This window comes from Pseudomonas sp. LBUM1673, from assembly GCF_059695645.1.
Genome location: NZ_CP166780.1, coordinates 1,872,843 through 1,889,434, shown reverse-complemented (window position 1 = coordinate 1,889,434; position 16,592 = coordinate 1,872,843). Strand labels below are relative to the sequence as shown.

18 protein-coding genes are annotated in these 16,592 nt (G+C 52.6%); 5 read left to right on the top strand and 13 right to left on the bottom strand.

From position 1 onward, the window contains the following. Nucleotides 1-90: 90 nt before the first annotated feature. The 4 genes from ACA044_RS08610 to ACA044_RS08595 all read right to left on the bottom strand — a co-directional run bounded on the left by ACA044_RS08610 (nt 91) and on the right by ACA044_RS08595 (nt 3,469). Nucleotides 91-852, bottom strand: coding sequence for a competence protein CoiA family protein (locus tag ACA044_RS08610; protein ID WP_497445979.1), 762 nt, complete (start codon nt 850-852; stop codon nt 91-93). Between the two features lie 155 nt (nt 853-1,007). After that, nucleotides 1,008-1,223 (bottom strand): hypothetical protein, encoded by a 216-nt coding sequence (locus ACA044_RS08605; protein WP_497445978.1) that lies wholly within the window; start codon nt 1,221-1,223, stop codon nt 1,008-1,010. Between the two features lie 389 nt (nt 1,224-1,612). Then, nucleotides 1,613-1,774 carry a hypothetical protein gene (locus ACA044_RS08600; RefSeq protein WP_497445977.1) on the bottom strand — a complete coding sequence of 54 codons (162 nt, stop codon included), beginning with the start codon at nt 1,772-1,774 and terminating at the stop codon, nt 1,613-1,615. 552 nt (nt 1,775-2,326) lie between these two features. Continuing rightward, nucleotides 2,327-3,469 (bottom strand): HNH endonuclease signature motif containing protein, encoded by a 1,143-nt coding sequence (locus ACA044_RS08595; protein ID WP_497445976.1) that lies wholly within the window; start codon nt 3,467-3,469, stop codon nt 2,327-2,329. Between the two features lie 374 nt (nt 3,470-3,843). Here ACA044_RS08595 and ACA044_RS08590 point away from each other — a divergent pair, with 374 nt between their 5' ends. The 3 genes from ACA044_RS08590 to ACA044_RS08580 all read left to right on the top strand — a co-directional run bounded on the left by ACA044_RS08590 (nt 3,844) and on the right by ACA044_RS08580 (nt 8,487). Continuing rightward, nucleotides 3,844-5,463 (top strand): HamA C-terminal domain-containing protein, encoded by a 1,620-nt coding sequence (locus tag ACA044_RS08590; RefSeq protein ID WP_497445975.1) that lies wholly within the window; start codon nt 3,844-3,846, stop codon nt 5,461-5,463. A 1-nt stretch (nt 5,464) separates the two neighbouring features. Continuing rightward, a complete protein-coding gene (locus tag ACA044_RS08585) occupies nt 5,465-7,609 on the top strand; it encodes a DEAD/DEAH box helicase (protein WP_497445974.1) in 2,145 nt (714 codons plus the stop codon). 68 nt (nt 7,610-7,677) lie between these two features. After that, entirely contained in the window at nt 7,678-8,487 is an 810-nt protein-coding gene (locus ACA044_RS08580; RefSeq protein ID WP_497445973.1) for a hypothetical protein, read from the top strand. A 141-nt stretch (nt 8,488-8,628) separates the two neighbouring features. Here the strand turns inward: ACA044_RS08580 and ACA044_RS08575 are convergent, their stop codons facing one another. From ACA044_RS08575 to ACA044_RS08535, 9 genes are all read right to left on the bottom strand, one after another. Next, the gene (locus ACA044_RS08575; RefSeq protein WP_497445972.1) at nt 8,629-9,309 is read right to left on the bottom strand and encodes an HNH endonuclease; all 681 of its coding nucleotides are present in this window, start codon (nt 9,307-9,309) and stop codon (nt 8,629-8,631) included. Between the two features lie 95 nt (nt 9,310-9,404). Next, nucleotides 9,405-9,761 carry a hypothetical protein gene (locus tag ACA044_RS08570; protein WP_497445971.1) on the bottom strand — a complete coding sequence of 119 codons (357 nt, stop codon included), beginning with the start codon at nt 9,759-9,761 and terminating at the stop codon, nt 9,405-9,407. 352 nt (nt 9,762-10,113) lie between these two features. Continuing rightward, the gene (locus ACA044_RS08565) at nt 10,114-10,425 is read right to left on the bottom strand and encodes a hypothetical protein (RefSeq protein WP_497445970.1); all 312 of its coding nucleotides are present in this window, start codon (nt 10,423-10,425) and stop codon (nt 10,114-10,116) included. 430 nt (nt 10,426-10,855) lie between these two features. After that, a complete protein-coding gene (locus ACA044_RS08560) occupies nt 10,856-11,074 on the bottom strand; it encodes a hypothetical protein (RefSeq protein ID WP_497445969.1) in 219 nt (72 codons plus the stop codon). A gap of 369 nt (nt 11,075-11,443) precedes the next feature. Continuing rightward, nucleotides 11,444-11,905, bottom strand: coding sequence for an NUDIX hydrolase (locus ACA044_RS08555; protein ID WP_497445968.1), 462 nt, complete (start codon nt 11,903-11,905; stop codon nt 11,444-11,446). Between the two features lie 22 nt (nt 11,906-11,927). Beyond that, nucleotides 11,928-12,578: a DUF7002 family protein gene (locus ACA044_RS08550; protein ID WP_497445967.1), complete on the bottom strand. Its 651-nt coding sequence runs from the start codon at nt 12,576-12,578 to the stop codon at nt 11,928-11,930. Nucleotides 12,579-12,581: 3 nt separating this feature from the next. Further along, the gene (locus ACA044_RS08545) at nt 12,582-14,261 is read right to left on the bottom strand and encodes an adenylosuccinate synthetase (protein ID WP_497445966.1); all 1,680 of its coding nucleotides are present in this window, start codon (nt 14,259-14,261) and stop codon (nt 12,582-12,584) included. A 3-nt stretch (nt 14,262-14,264) separates the two neighbouring features. Beyond that, the gene (locus ACA044_RS08540) at nt 14,265-14,804 is read right to left on the bottom strand and encodes an AAA family ATPase (RefSeq protein WP_497445965.1); all 540 of its coding nucleotides are present in this window, start codon (nt 14,802-14,804) and stop codon (nt 14,265-14,267) included. A 526-nt stretch (nt 14,805-15,330) separates the two neighbouring features. Beyond that, complete coding sequence (locus tag ACA044_RS08535; RefSeq protein WP_497445964.1) at nt 15,331-15,639, bottom strand: helix-turn-helix domain-containing protein; 309 nt, start codon at nt 15,637-15,639, stop codon at nt 15,331-15,333. A gap of 121 nt (nt 15,640-15,760) precedes the next feature. On the opposite strand from ACA044_RS08535, the gene ACA044_RS08530 reads away from it, so the two are divergent. Then, nucleotides 15,761-16,279: a hypothetical protein gene (locus ACA044_RS08530; RefSeq protein ID WP_497445963.1), complete on the top strand. Its 519-nt coding sequence runs from the start codon at nt 15,761-15,763 to the stop codon at nt 16,277-16,279. A gap of 38 nt (nt 16,280-16,317) precedes the next feature. Next, complete coding sequence (locus ACA044_RS08525; RefSeq protein ID WP_497445962.1) at nt 16,318-16,509, top strand: MbcA/ParS/Xre antitoxin family protein; 192 nt, start codon at nt 16,318-16,320, stop codon at nt 16,507-16,509. The last annotated feature ends 83 nt before the right edge of the window (nt 16,510-16,592 follow it).

Sequence of the window (16,592 nt, the reverse complement as noted above, 5' to 3'; positions counted from 1 at the left end):
CATCCCCCCGCGCATGACCGCGATGCCCCTGCTCCGCGTCTACCCTCGGCCCGGTCAGACGCCTCCGCAAAGACACTGATGCCGAACTCGTCAGGCAGAGGCAGCGATCATTCTCGGGAAACGCTCCGACATCACGATTTTGACGAACTCAGGTACCTGCGCGTACGCCTCGTTTTCTAGATAGTCAGAATCAACCTCCAGCACGCTGAAATCCCGGAATTTGTCTTCACTGATCATTTTGGCTTTCGCCGGGAGTTCGTACTCAGCTCGGATCATCACCTTCTGCCCATCCCCCAAGTTCCAGAATTCCTGGAGATTTGCCACGTCGCTGCGAAACCAGAAGCGTACCCAGCGCGACCTGAGCACATTGCCCTTCTTGTCTGTAACAGGCTCGAAGTCCATGGTGGCTAGCATGGCAATGATCACCTCATGCTCTTCAATATCTCGGTACTTCCAGACCCCTTTTGTATCGACAGCCCTTAGTGCTGAGGCAAAGTCCTTGATGTCTACGGTGCGGACATATTTTTTGAACTGGTGCCAATGATACGTCCAATTTTCGAAGAAACGAGTGCGTAGAGCGGCGGAAGACTCGGTGTCCGGTAAAGCGTCAGTCAGTACCTCATAACGGATAGCGCCTTCGCTTTTAATGGGGCAGATGGGTGCGTTCGGATCTCGCCGGTGCGCAAAATGGGTTTTTATGGCCGTCTTAGGGTCAGTATCCCCTTTAACGAGCAGCGGCTGCTCACAGGCTGGACAACGTGCATCGCCAATGGACGGTGAAGATCGAGACAAATGGATGTAGTCACGGATGGAGATAGGCGAAGACTGAGTTGGGTGCAGTGCTTTAAACATCGGAAACTCCGACAGGATGGATCCAAAATCCTGCCAGTCACATCGACCGTTGGCAACCTCAATCCTTATTGACGACGGTTGCGCTTTTGCCGCCTGAATCGACCCTCATCACGCCGCCCTTGTTTGTAGCCAAGGAGATAGAAATCGCGGCAAAGCTACCCGGCGTTATGGATTGCGAAGCCGGGCATTTCGATTGGCATCGGGCCGATGTACACCTTCTTGCAATCAGGTTGGCCAGGCCGGGATACCCGATAAAGCTTTAAATGCTTCCCCGGCCCCTCGAAAGCATTTTGCTGCTCTGCAATCTCAACCTGCCATCCGAATATTCTAAGCAGGTCAGCATTCAGTTGTTCAACATCTCTGATACCCATAACGCTATTCCATGTTGCGCCTTAGCTCTTACTTTTATTATGTTGAGCGAGATTTCTATTGAGCAATAGCAAGACCAGACTTTCCATCACCGCAGCAAAAAAAGCACACAAACCTCTGCCAAGCGCTCAGAAACATTACCCTAATTAACCCATTAGGCTGGAGTTCTACAGGCCAGTTCAATACATCGATGTGGATTCGTCAGCTGCCTGACTCCAATTCTCGACAATCACTTATAAGCCTACCGAAACTTCTTATCCACAGTTGCGCCAGAGTTTGCTCCACCGGTACGCCGACCTAAAACAACAATAAAAAAGGCCACTCAAATGTCAAATTTTGTTTTCGTTTCTTACCCAGATCTTTTGAAAGAAAGAGACCCTATAAGGACTACTTACACCGCCAAAGAACTAAAAGCAGGGAGATCAGCAAATTTCAATCCCTTGGGTCTCTTTTTCGCTTGGCTGATTTGATGGCTGAGGGAGACGTTGTCGATAAGATCGACGCGCTGCGGGATTTTGGTGCCGATGTTGACAATCTCGGCTTTGATTATCACGCCCCTTTGCACTTATTGTCGTCTCCAAACTGGAGGATCCGGATGAGCACAGCGTGGTGCCTAATCGGTGAGGCGGAACGGAACATTGCGAAGCAGTTGGACTACCATGAAGTTCATAACTTTTGGCCAGACACTTCGTTTTGTGAGGCCGGCTGGGATGATGAGGTCAGGTGTTGGGCCGCCACCTTGCCACCTACACTCAATGTTCCTATTGAGTTAAAGATAGCGGTATTCGTAGGGCAGCCCCCTCGGGATGCGTTCCTATTCGCTGATTAGGCGGGAGCCCTCTGTGGCACTTTGGTCAGTGGGGGCACACCTGGTTCAGTCCTGGCAGCGGTGACGAATGCATAAAAATCACCGCCATGACGCCACCTGCCCGTGACAAATCCGACACTCACCTATCGCGGGGTCAAGAGGATGGCAATATCAATGGGTTTCATCGCAAAGGCATTGCGCATGAATACCCACTGAAATCACACAGCTCAATTTGCCGACTCGTATGGCTGCTTGCGGACACAGATACCTTGCCGCGGCCATCAATTAGCCCTCCGGTTAAGTAATCCACTCAACGTCATCTTCTTCGGATTCGACCTCAAATCCGCCTATCAGCCCAGAGGTGTATAGCCCGGCATCGTACCTGCGTTGTTTGATATCAGGATGAGCGTTGCGGATAGCCAATACGGTACCGGAAATGACCACCTTCCCCTTTGATCGCTCTAAACGATTGATCAGTATGAGGCATCCCAAGTCTTGCGAGCCCCGTAGCCATAGAGCCCTGGCAGAGTTAGAAGTACCTTCATTGCGATCAAACACGAACCTGATTTCAACATTGTTCACTGATCGCTTGCCCATTACCGGCTCTGTTCCGGGTGCATCAGGGCCCAACTCGGTCAAGGAGTACCAGCCTTGAACAAAGATGAGATCGCCCTCGATGAGCATGCCTGTGAGTTTGCCCCGGTCTAGATCATCAGAGATGTGCCTGACGACATTTGATTGGAGCGCGGCGCTCAGCATTTCAGTCATGTAAAGGTAAAGGTACCGAGCGCTAGCACCACTGTGCAGTACCCCCTCACCTCGCTCCCTTACCACGGCACCATCCTTCGCACAGAATCCTGACTTACGCGCCTCCTGAAAGCCTGCAAGCTTCGAAAACTTCACTCCAGCCTCTTGGGCCACCTCAAAAAGCCGTAGATGATTGAAGTACCACCAGTGACATCCTTGGCTCTGTGTGGACTTGTGAACGTCCAGCCGATCCAGGTGCTCAACTCTTTGCTCCCAAGCTAGCTTGAGACTACGTAAACGGTCGGGCGAAAGCACCATATCCAGGGAGCGCACCGCATGCGCCTCGCTGTGATGCACAGAGCAAACTACTGCCAGGTTCTCCGGGAAATGGTCTCGGCTCTCTGCCCAAGGCCGAATATGGTGTACGACGATGGGTAGACTGGAGTCCCGACAGACGCAACAAAGCCAACGATTGGCAAAAAGCACCTTGACCAGGTCGGCAGTCGGAACAGGAGGCCTGGCGCCTTTTCGAACAGAGGCAATTTCCAACGCGCTTAGCCCCAAATCCTTGAAGTCGTCGTCCTTCAAAGACCTGAGTTTTGACAACGTCATGCCCGTCTTGCGCAGCTGCTTTGCAAGTTCGCTGTTGATGCCACGAGCAATGAGGGCGAGCTCTGTTCGGTTGGAATTCATGACTGCCACTCTCTGGGAGTTAGATCTGCGGCTATGGCTAAAAAGATAGCGTGCCCCCCTTGGTAGATTGGTACGAATCTACGCTCAGAGTCCGTGCATTGTAACGTTGAACTAGCGGTAGATAACGACAGGGCCGTTTGAGACAACGACGGCCACATAAATACCCGTTCCTGTTCGACGGCCAATTTGCTCGGGGGCCTAACATCGTGACCCCGAGCAAAATAGCTTTACCTGCTCTGTCTTCACCGAACTGGGGATAGTCGGACAATTGCCAATAATGGTAGCTTGGCGCCATCAGCCGATGTGCCAGCAAGCTTCTGCGCCGTCTCGGCAAAGCCAGGCCGTCAACCTTCCTCCGTCGATACAAGGATGTCATGGTGAGTATTCCCAGCCCGTCAAACAAAGGTGGGCCTGCGGCTCGGCAGGGTTTCAAATACCAGGATCACGTTGCCGTAACCTTTATATTGAAGATGCTTCGCGACAGCACCTACCTGCAGGTGGAGTGTGAGACTGCCGATGACATCGTCGCGATCTCGCAACAGGCGGGAGAGACCGTCAACGAGTACATCCAGGTCAAGACCACGGAAAATGACAAAAAGTGGAACCTGACGGAAAGCATTGCCTTGGAAAAGCAAAAGGCTGACTCCTCACTTTTCCAGAAATCATTGAAATGCGACGTCCGACCTGGTTTGGCCTGCTTCAGGATTGTATCGAAGCGAGACATCGCTAAAGCACTGGAGTACTTCACCAAGGCATTGGACAAACGGGTCAAACCTGACGCTGCCACTGATCGGGGCCAGAAACTGGCCAAAAAATTCCCCAAGTCTGTATCCGCCGAAGGTCGGGATTTCACCTATTGGGCAGACCACTTCGTTTGGCAGGTCTGCGGTGATGTGGCGTCGTTGGAAGCAACAAATCTACGCATGCTCGCGGAAGTTATTGATCTGTACGGTGAGAGCCCTTCGCACCGCCAGCAGAAGGACATTTACGAGGCATTCTTGAGCTGGGCAGATGACGCAGCGACTGCCGATGTTAAAACTGCGCCCGCGCAAAAAATCATCACCCGAATTGCGGCCTTGGCAAGACTAAAAGCGCTGCTCGATGTAGCAGCAAAGCACTCCGCCGCTTTCGCTAAACCCTACAAGTCCAAACCCGACCCTTTCCTCGTGGAGTTTCACACGACTACGGAAGACGGCCTACTGCGGTCACTTTCAGGCTTTGACGTCGAGTACGATTTTGAAGAATGGCGAGGCCATCAACTGGCCGAACATCTGATGCAATGGTTACCTGAGTTCTGTCTGCGGGCGAGTGAAATCGCCAACTTTCAAGTACATCACACACCCATGGTATTGGCGAAATCCATCAACGCGTTGAACAACGCCACCGTTCCCCGTGATCGCCTGATTGCAGAACTTATCCTGCACACCATTCTGAGAAGTCGGGAAAACAGCGAGCCGATCGCATGCAAAGTTTTTTATGCCGTCAATGGCAAGCTTTCCGAGTTCGGCAATGCCCACATTGTCCAACAGACAGGACAGGCGGATCAGTTGTGGCTTGGCTTGTCGCGGATGATTTCCACTGGAACGATGGATCAGACGCTTAAAGAAATTTGCGATGTGCTGGATGCCACAATCTCCAGGGCGGCGCTAACGGAGGAGCGTGAGATTATCATTGCACTGCGTGAGCCTCATCACCACCTCCCCACTGCCGAGGCCTTCAACAAGGCCCTGCACCGCAACGCTCCCGCACAGGATATGCTCAATGTATTGTGCTTTCCGATCTTGTTGGCCTACGACAGCGACGCGCTGTCTGGAGGTTACTTATCGGATTACCTGGCCAACCTAAAAACAGAGGTCACCCTGCATTACAACGCGCTGGCCAGCACGTTACCGCCAAAGATCGAACAGGTCAGGGTCGTCGTCTTCCTGGTGCCGATCGAGAGCATTCATCTGCTCGTTCAGAAATTCAACACGCTCTGCAAGGCAGCCAGCTGATATGAAATACGAGCTCATCAAACAACAGCTGGAAATGCTTTGCGACCAAACCAGCGACAGAACTGGTTTACTCATGGAGCTAAGTCACATTGTGAACAGGGGCCATCCCGAATGGGAAGGCCGAGACCTTGTCATCCGGTCTCTCGATAAATTCGACCTGTTCGACGAGGTGGAACAGTCGCTTTTGCTCAGCCTGGTTCGTACTGTTGGCCTCTTCCCCTATATCACCCCACACTTGGAGAACGTTTCATTTTCCGATCGCCTAGCCTATGAGGTTCATCGGGTGGAAGGCGTGGAAAAGGGCATGGTTTTTCACCGTCTGCAAGCACACGTTTTCCATTTATTGATGCAGGGTAGAAACGTCGTACTTAGCGCCTCGACCAGTGTTGGCAAAAGTTTGGTAATCGATGCGGTACTGGCTCAGGGAAAATTTCGAAAAGTCGTGGTGATTGTGCCGACGATCGCACTCATCGACGAGACACGCCGCCGGCTGGTCAGGCGCTTCAGGCAGTCATGCAATGTCATCACGCACCCTAGCCAAGAGGCAAACGATTCACTCATAAATGTGTACTTGCTAACCCAGGAACGGGTGCTGCAGCGTAACGACTTGGCAGACGTGGACTTCGTTGTTATCGATGAATTCTACAAGCTCGACCTAGCCAGCGATTCTGACGAGAAAAACAGATCTGTCGACCTAAGCCTTGCCTTCCATAAGCTCGCGAAGCAGGGTGCCCAGTTCTATTTGCTTGGCCCCAACATCCAAAACATCCAGGGCCTTGATGGGTATGAGTACAATTTTATCCCCTCCAATTTCTCGACAGTGGCCGTTGATGTAACCCACTACAACCTGCGCACACGGGGCGACGAACGCAAAGAGAAACTCTTGGAGCTTTGCGCGCAGATCTCCTCCCCTACTTTGATCTACTGCCAGTCGCCAGCAAGCGCCAATCGAGTCGCACAATTCCTCATTGATCAGGGGGAGTTTCCTCCGCTCGAAGACACCCGAGAAATCTCGGAGTGGATCGCGGAAAACTATCACCCGGACTGGAACGTGGCCAAGGCGATTTCTTTAGGTATAGGCATCCACCACGGCGGTGTCCCCAGAGCAATCCAGCAATACTTCGTAAAGCTGTTCAACGAGCGAACCATCCGCTACATCATCTGTACGTCCACAATGATCGAGGGAGTCAACACCTCGGCGGAAAATGTCATCATCTATGACCGCCGAATCAACAAAAACACCTTTGATTTCTTCACCTTCAAAAACATTTCCGGCCGCGCCGGGCGCATGAATCAGTATTTCATCGGCAAGGTGTTCATGCTGGAGGAGCCGCCAGAGGAGAAAAGCCTGACGGTCGATTATCCCATTGGCCTGCAGAACGAAGTCTCCCCGATGGGACTGCTGATGAAGCTGGAACCTGAATACCTCACAGACCAGTCGCGGCAACGATTGGACGCTGCGTACGCTACCCCTCAACTGTCCGTATCGACTCTGATCGAAAACAGGCACTTACCTGTAGATCGACAGGTGGAGATCGCTGATAGGATCCTGCGGGAACTGTCCTTGAGTCGTATATGGCTCACGTGGAAAGGTAATCCCGAACAAAAGCAGCTCGAATACCTCTGCACGCTGATTTATGAACACCTGCCCCACAAGCTCCCTGAGTACGGAATACATTCAGGCCTGCAACTCGCATGGCATATCAATGCGCTCAGGGCCCAGAAGAACTTTCAGGCCTATCTTCAGCAAGCTATTGACGAGGATAACTCCGACCGAACACCGAGCGAGTCTATCGGGCAGAGGCTCAAGCTCATCCGCAATGTCATCTCCTACCGCCTTCCCCGAGACATCATGGCGCTGAGCAAGATCCAAGCGGACGTCTTCACCAAAAGAGGTATTGAACCTGGAAATTTCGGGTTCTTCGCCGAGCAACTGGAGAATCTATTCCATGATCCATTGCTTACCGCGTTGGATGAGTATGGGGTACCCACTCAAATTTCGACCAAGTTCAAAGGAGCTATTCTGCCGTCAGCAAATCTAACTCAGTTGCTAGACAAGCTGCGTGCATGGGCGTTGAGGATAGAGTCAGCACCTCTGACTCCTTTCGAAAAAAACATCGTTCAGTGGGCAGTCGACGAAATCTGACCGAGGTAGCTGGGTAAGGTGAATGGCGTCCGCTGATGCCGCCTGATCTCGCCGAAAAAGGAAACTCAATGGCAATCATCAATAACTTGCAGTCACGGCCAGTGATCGAAATGACCGCCTCTATCCTAGACGCATGCGACGATTACAAGCACTACATTGAATTCATCCTTGAGCCTGCGAAGGAAGAGCTGGAGGCGAAAGTAAGCAACAATGAGGTTTTGCTCCATCAGGCCTTTGGTGTGAATTTGATTGTGGCTCACAGTGTTGACTACCTGCAGGCCATCCGATCAGCCGCTGGGGTAAAAGAAAATCGCAAAGACCTCGTGAAGTCCTTTGACGAAAAATTCGCGGTATCGGGTGCGTATTTAAGCAACCGAAAAATGGAGTTGATCGATGCGATCAACAACGCGCTCAAGCATGTTCGGATTGATCCACTGCGATACAAAAGCCTAGGCGAGCGCTATGGACAGATTTCATTTCAGAGCTTAGTAGCGGACGAGGGGCGCGTGCTGTGCCATCTGGAAAACTACCGATTTGACTATTGCCGGGTAGTGCTTCTGCCTGCGTTAAGGGCGTTGGCTAATTGGGAATTTGACAGCGCAGAAAGCGTGCTGGAATTTGCCAAAGGTGAGGTGATCATTGGGCACTGGAGTTACTCCGACACCTATGATCCTTTAGACCCTTCCACGGCAATTGATCGGATGATTGAAATCTGCTCATCCCCTTGCAAGAACTGTGAAGAGGATGCCGACGCGTGTCGCTGTTCCCAATATGTCTTTGCAGGAGATGAGGGTCGATTCGAGCCACTGTATTCAGCTTCGGAGGGAGAATTTAAAGAGCTGATGAACCACATATCGCCGTCGTACAGTCGTGCATGAGGAAGCATTTACAGGTCAGAGCTCACCTCATGGGAATGGGTAGACATCTGAATATCTGATGCCCGCTGTCATCCAGGGATATGAATGACAACATGATGGGAAGAAACTGCGCGCAGCTCAAAACCTAAGCTGTGGCACCCATTATTTACCTGCCTTCCCTTTAACGTATCGGCGCAAAGCATCCGTTCGATGCAGTGACTCCGATGTGTGAGCGAGCCTGTGGCAATTCGCGCACAGCAGCGCTAAATCCTGCACGTTGGTTTTCCCCTTATGGTCTGCATGCGCCAGCGGAATCTGGTGATGGCACTCGATCACTCGAAAGCCCTCCATTCCGTAAAGCGCGTAAAAATCAACGCCACACGCCTCACACTCAAGCTTTTCCGTTTGAAAAAAACGCTCGCTCTTCATCCACTGAGAAACACCCTTGGCTCGCTCACGCCGACGATGCTGCTTCATTTGCAGAGACCCTTCGACATACTCCGGGGCAACCAAGCTTTCCCTTGCTTTCACGAATTTGGAATGAAGCGCCGCCACTTGATTTGATTGGACGGTTAAATGCAGTAAATCGCCCTGGTTGTAAAAATCAAAGTTCTCCACGACGTGAATGAAGACCTTGGAAGAATCTTCATCCAATGGGGCTCGTCTCCAATCAACTGAGCAGACCTTCTCTGCCGGCCCATGGTCGACGCATCGGCTTGAATATGGGCAGGTAGGCAAGCACTCCAGATCGCTCTGCGTGTGCCATCCTTCCCCGCCAGGCATCAGAGAATCCAGAATGCGTTGATCCTCTTTGGTCAAACTCACTGCTTCTTGCACCAGCATTCAAACCTCCCTTGGAACAACCGAGATGGCCCTTTTGAGCGGGCTTGGCAATTAATCGAATAATCGATATTTTCATCACCACAGCCCAGCCCGAATCACACTCCAATATCCAGATGAAGCCGAAATTCTATCAACTCTTCTGGAATCACTTGAGGCGGGAGGGCCTGAATCAGGCTCAAATTCAAATGGCGTCTGTGACGATTCAACATCGATAGCGACGTTGCCTTTTTTGCGACCGGGGACTCAATACCAGCTAGCCTGAGCCCCTCACTCAACGCGTTTAATACATCAACCCCGACCCATTCCGAACGCAGCAGGCCAACCACGTTAGTGCTGCTGGTATTCACATACTCACGCATGCACTGATTCACAAACGCGCTCAGCCCTTGGCTACCTAGATGCTGAAATGCTTGCCGCCAGAGTCGCGTCTCCATCGCTGCGGTAATGTTCATGCCCTTCCTAAAACGTTGGGATTTGTAGCTGGCGAAACTCAACGTACAGGTATTCGTAGCCAGCCCAGTACTAAGCTCAAACGAAGAATTGACATTAAGGCACTGTCTGGCGGCAGCCTTTCGTTTTTGCGGCAACTTTAAGATGGCGACAAATTTTCTGTGTCGAGGACAATCCCCATTTGGGGGATCTTCGGTGCAGCGAGGCTAAAATGATGGCACAGCCCCATCCTTCCACAAAGCGGTTTCCAGAGGCGGCAGGCAAAGTTGCGGCCGCCGCGACAAACGACGTTCTCAGGAGTGAAGCTCGCTTAACCACATCGATTGTGCTGGTCTCAACTCACCATTGTCGGCGTCACCCCTGAGATACCCAAAAAACCTCGGATTCCCCTCCTCCACCCTCTGTCGTCCATCTCAACTTGACCTGGTAACGAAGCGGGCTCGACAGACGAAAACTCGCCAACAGTTTCACCGTGCTGCGAGGTTTGAGCTCGGGACATGGCAAGAGATCACGCGCCGTGACGAGAGGGTTATCGGAACAATCGATCAATTCCAGATCAACATCAAAAGCACGGCGCCATTTCCGGCCGCCATAAAATTCAAAAATGGTGTCTTGGTCATTGAAGCCTTGAAACTCACCGCTCAGTTGTCCTTTGCTTACAATCATTTTTTTCTCCATTCGAGCAACTCGTCAGACAGACCCAGTGCCTAGGTGCGTGACTACTAGTTTCCTAGACCTCGGAGATGTGGCTCTACACGCTCGCCTAGTATTTGAGGAACGTCATTGGCCTATTCATGGGATGGTTTTCAGTCGGCAATTGAGGCCAATCCTGTCTGAATATTTTTGCCGTCAGAATCGATCAGAGCTCCGCGACGTACAAGTATTACTACCACTACGCGTACATGCCTCAGGCCAAGGTCGTCCAAGAAGGCGGACGGTATATGCTTCATGTCAGCGGTTTGAATATTAGCGTCGAGGTGTATCCCGCTTAAGCCGATTTTTGCCTGCTCTGATGCGAGGGATTCCTCCAGACTGGGACTACTGGGACTGGGGCCGGAGTCGTTCTAACAGTAGGCGACTGGTGAAGCTGTAAAGCTCATGACCTGCGGCTGCTTTTGAATGCGACCAATGCCTCAAGCGCCTGCGCGACACTCATTCCCTCTCGCTCTTTATTGATAACAAAGTCCGCGTCGAAGGTAGCAGGATCACTCTCCGTAAAGTCTGGATAACCTGCTTCGGCATGCTTTCTTGCGTTATCAATCACCGATTGAAGCCCCTCACGCTCCGCCAGTGACACCGCCTTTTTTCGATTCAACAGGGTTACTCCAGTCAGCGGTTAGGTGCAGATCATAGACCAGGCCGGCGGCAGCGTAATTGCCTACAATGGCAGACCGAAAGCAGGGCGATCTGCTTGCCCCACCAGCGTGGGGGTAAAGTGACTTCAAAACTTCTATCCGATCCAGACATCAGTGATTGAAAGCAAGACTCTCAGCCAAATCGACCACCTGTTTTCGATCATCTTTTTTCAGGCAGTGAAAACACTGGAGCAGATGAGCCGTCTCGTCATCCTCACAATAAAAGTAGGCTAGCGGTAGGTTGAGCACTGCCGCGATCTGCTGCAACGCCTTACGAGCGCCGGCCGGTAACCTGAGGCAAATCGACTGATCGAGGTGATTCGCTGGGTTCACCCGCCGCCGATGAGCAATGCCTCGGCGAACAGACTCGTCAGATCCGGCGGGTAAATATCCTCGTCACACCTCGCCAGTTCGGCTTCCGACCACCACCTCACTTCACACACTACGCTCCGCTCCTGATCACTCCATGCGGCAGAGGAGCACTTCTCGGTGCCAGCACGCACCACGTAGTAGTTCTCGACCGCGAGCACAGGCTCCCCATTGGGCATTTGCCATAGGAACTCTCTGCGTGCGATGCATAGGCCAACGGATTGAACATCAACGCCGGTCTCTTCCTGGAGCTCGCGCACTGCCGCCTCCTCAAAAGACTCATCGCGTCTGAGTTGTCCGCCAGGTGTCGCCCAGTAGCTCATCCCTGCCAAAGCGCCGGTCTTGTAATCTATCTTGAAAAGCAGCAGTCGATGAGCAGGGCTGATCAACAATATGCGAGAGGCTAAACGGCGTCGCGGCATGAGTCCCCCCGTTGTATCAGCGCTAACCAATGACCTCTAATACCTCACTACCCCGCATTCGCCGAACTTCCACCACATACTCAGCAATGTTGGGGACGGAGTAATCAACAACCAACTCGACCACCGTCTTGATCGGTTTGCCTGAACGCCTCACAGGATAATCTGGAATTCTACGGAAGATCTCTGTATCGCGACGATGCGGCATTGGCCAGGTATTGCCCGAGTTCATATGGCACAACCAAATGGCTTCGGCATACGCCGGAATGAAAGTCGCCGAATCCAGCGTCAGAACATCGTGTTCGAGCCTGCGGTAATCGCGAGCGCCGAGCAGACGATGCAGCCTTTGTTCCTCGGCCCAAAAGAAGACCTTGTGGTTGATCAACTCATACCACTGTCGTGGTGTTGTGCCATCCGTGAGGGCCTGTATCAATCTGCCCTCAGGCATGGGCTTCTGGTCACGAAGCACAATGTTGGAAGGGTGCCCTGCCCTCACATCCATTTTCTGATTGCGGTGCTCGCTCTCGAACGGGGCGCGGTCGCCCCCTTCGATGGCGAGATGATCAAGGACTGCCGTTGCGCTCATCAGCCCATGGGTACGAATACTGTCCCAAGCTCCGCGCTCAGCCATATGGTAAACCCGAGGGTAAAGCTCGATCAGCTTGTACAGATCCATCTGTTATCTCCTGCCAGAGCGCGCCGTCCAGTTGCGCCGATCAATCAGCGAACGTAAATCGCTGGGATCCGGGTCTCTGGTAAAGCGAGTGTTAATCAGCGAGACAGGCGCTTGAGACACTCGCTCAAGCTCCTCCACGAACTTGATCGTGTCAGAATCAAGCTGCTCGAACCGACGAGCATTACGATTCGTCGACTTGAGGTAATCTGCAAAAGTCAGAACGATGTCGGTCGGGGCATTCAGCGCGCATGCTCTGCGAAACTGATCCCATTCAAACCAGCCAACTTTACGGTTACGGTGAGTGGTGGAGGTTTTCTCGGCAGCGTTCAAAGCGTCCGCTTCGAGACCCGCAAACTTTGCAATGTCGTCGAACGTCGTCGGATGCTTAAGCGTCCCGGAAGTGTGTCCCTGATCCCCATCCGGATCGCTAACACGGATAGGCATAGGTCGAATCACCATAAGGATCTTGCGGATCCTGCTGGGTGATATCCCCGCTTCAGCGAGGCATCCTGCAACATTCGTGTCCCTGGACGTCACATGGGGATAGTCACCGTGGAAAATACTCAGCCCGCTCCCCTGGGTTCCTTCCAGCAGAATGGAGTTACCGTTGCGGTAGGCCTCCTCCAGTCTGTCTGATGTGCATCCGTGATATTTTCCTGGAATCCCCACGTAAGGGCGAAGCTCATCAACATCCCGCGCGAGCCTTATCGCTTTACCTCTACTCATAATACGCCGCGCAGCCGCTGCCCCACTTCCGCTTCCAGTAGAGGCGATGGTTGACACCAGATGCCCCTCCTTCTCCGTCTCGATGTCTTCATCTTCAATAATGGTTGCTTGAGGGTCGATGAACAACCGGTCTACGCCGATACCGCAAGCTTCAATTTCCTTCAAAAGCCCCGGTAACCTGATAGTCATGCCAGGGCCAAGGAGTAGCCGTGCAGTCACTTCACGCGACCCTGAGGGAAGATGATGATAGGTGAACGTACCGACGGCACTCGCCACGGTGTGTCCAGCGTTGGGGCCACCGACGCGAACCATGACATCGTACTCGCGGGCCAGGTAAGCGACGATATTGCCTTTGCCCTCGCTTCCGTACTGCCCGCCGATGAGAACATCTACACATCGGATTTCAGGCGGTGTGAAGAGGTGCAAGCGAGCGGCGACCCGCACCAATGTGTCCTCGGAATCTGAGCGTTCGGTGTAGATGCGAACGTCTGCATCCTGCTTGAGCGCTTCGATCTCATCCGGATCCTTGAGCTGATTCACGTCCTCATAGGCTGGAGGGCTGGTTTGCCCTTCAACACGCTTCGCGTAACGCCCCTGAAGCGTGGGATCGCTAGCGTAGAGGTGCACATGTACCAGGTTGGCACCGAAAGCCTGTCGAAACTGCAGCACCTCGGCCAGCGTATCCAGGTGATCGACGACTAATGATCGGTCATCGTTCTCACTCGCGCACATCGCCTGGGTTTCCAGAAGCATCCACTGCTCATGCGCTGCCGTATCCAAATCACGTCGCCGATCAAGAATGTCCGGCTGATCCATTCGAAGGCGCCACTCGGCATCTTCAATGGCTCGACGATCACAAACCACGGCGAAGCCAAACTGCTTTTCCAACAAACTGGCTAATCCACTCTTGCCGCTACAGGTCTTGCCACTGATCACTACAATCTGCCGAGTTTCCATGCGCTACTTCTCCCAGATGCCCATTATCTGATCCGCAATTTCCCATGAGGTGTGCTGTTGAGTGTCTAGAACTTTGTCCGCAAAACCTGCAAGCGAACGAGCACTCTGCTCGTTAGGGTGCTGTACGCTCACTTGATACTCATCGAGACGACTTGCGCCACGTGCAGCGTATCTCTGCTCCAGAACAGACTCTGGCGCGACGATGTGCACGTGCCTCACCACATCCCCGAAACGGAGCCTGAACAACTCCACCTGCTGGGGTTTGCGGACTGCATCCAAGAGCCAGTTATCAACATCTGGTAGCGCTTCGATGGCCGGAATTGCGACAGACTCTATGAGCCAGGAAAAGTCAGTTGCCCTGTCAAGGGAGTCACCGAGTTCTTGGAGGTTACGACGATCAAGTGGCTCATTCTGGGCAGCTAGCTGAGCCCGCAGAAAAGAGCCACTGTTAATCGGAACAAACCCATGGCGTTGTTGTAGCGAAGCAGAAACTGACGTCTTGCCACTGGCCATCGGGCCGCTCAAAAGAAGTAGTCGCTTCACGTGATGACAATCCCTGTCTTGCGAATTCAATTTCACGCTAAAGCGTAGCTGGCCCGGCTACGTTGATATGTTTTTTTTCCCACAGAGCAGGCAGTAGTCCATGCGGAGAATTCACACATCTGGAAAACGATTCTTTATCACACCTGCCCCGGCGCTTTCATCGTTAACAATGAGTTCAAGTCTCAGCGATCGTATCCTGCATCAACTCAACTTCAGAATCGCCATGGTGTTGCTGGAGCGGGATGTAGCGGGCAGGAGCACACGACTCCCCAAGTCCATCGGTATCTCGGTGATGCCTAGATGAATGCAGTTTTGGGTGTCGTTATGATTTAGAAACCTTGCCTTCAACCAATTCTGCTGCGCCGGCTTGTTCTTCTTACGCTTCGAAGGAAACGCTGCCTCGATTGAGAGCACCACGACCTCAAATAGGTCTTCTCTAGCGGGGAATGTCAGACCGAAAGTAAGGCAATTTGCTTGCCTCACGTCTGGAGGTAACGCCAATTCAGACTTGTATCCAATCCCAACCTCAGTGGTTGAAAGCAAGACTCTCAGCCAAATCGACCACCTGTTTTCGATCATCTTTTTTCAGGCAGTAAAAACACTGAAGCAGATGAGCCGTCTCGTCGTCCTCACAATAAAAGTAGGCTAGCGGTAGGTTTAGCACTGCCGCGATCTGCTGCACCGTGCTCTCTCCCGGCTGATGCACACCTTTCTCATATTGACTCATGCGTGCCGATGCGGACGCTGGGTCAAGATTCGCTTCGATCCCCAGTCGCTCTTGAGAGAACCCTCGTGCCTTGCGCGCCTCCTTCAAGCGTTTGCTAAACGTGCTCATTTTCTCATCGCCGAAAGGCTAAGAGATTCTTAGATTCGCTTTGACGATATACTAAGTATTCCTTAGTATTCTGCAGAAATATCCTTTTGCCATCACTCCGCAACGCAGGACAGGGATCAACATGAAGGAAATGCAGATCGTAGACGGGCGGCTCGACGAAAAATCGCGCGGCTTCGGCGGCGACATGGTCAGCTACCACTATTGGAAAATTGACGGCAAGAAGCTCGAAACCCTCGAAATCCCAGATGTGCTAGATGCTCACGTTAAGGCAGGGGATCGGGTGCGAGTGACATCCCAGCTGGGCAAAGACAAGGTCGCCAGAATCTGGGCCATCCAGGTTGAGGGAGAGCCGGTTCGTTCGGTCGTTAACATTCCCTTCATTGCGGTGTCGCTGGGCCGGCTAAGCATCTTTCCGTTGATGGTCTCAATTTTCACAATCTTCGTAGCCTACGGTTTTTGGCAGGCCAGCGAGCACCATGGAGGTTTCCATGGGACGAGTTATCAAATGGGCTGGATCGCGCTGAATCTATTCGTCGCGTACAGGTTCATGATTAAGCCTGTGCGAAACATCACGCGCGGCATCGTCGCGTTTCGCGAATATTGCGCCAAGGCACAAGCTTCGACCTCGACCGCGAGCTAAAACTAAGCAGACACCGCGATTTTCCCGAGAACCAGAAAATGAATTACGTCGAGTTGATTCAGCACCAAGCCGAGGCGGTATTTGGCAACAAAGCCAAGGCTGAGGCTTGGCTGACTCAACCCAAGACGGCGTTCAATGGCCGTTCACCAATCGAGTTTGCTTGCTCGGAAACGAGGTATATCTCGGTAAAGGAGACGCTGGAAAAAATTGACCAGGGGCATGTCAGTTAGGCCAAATGGCGGCCTCGTCAACAGGTTAAACAAACCCTGCTCCTGCAACGAGATGAGGTCTACGAGGGGACGATCTTGAAGGG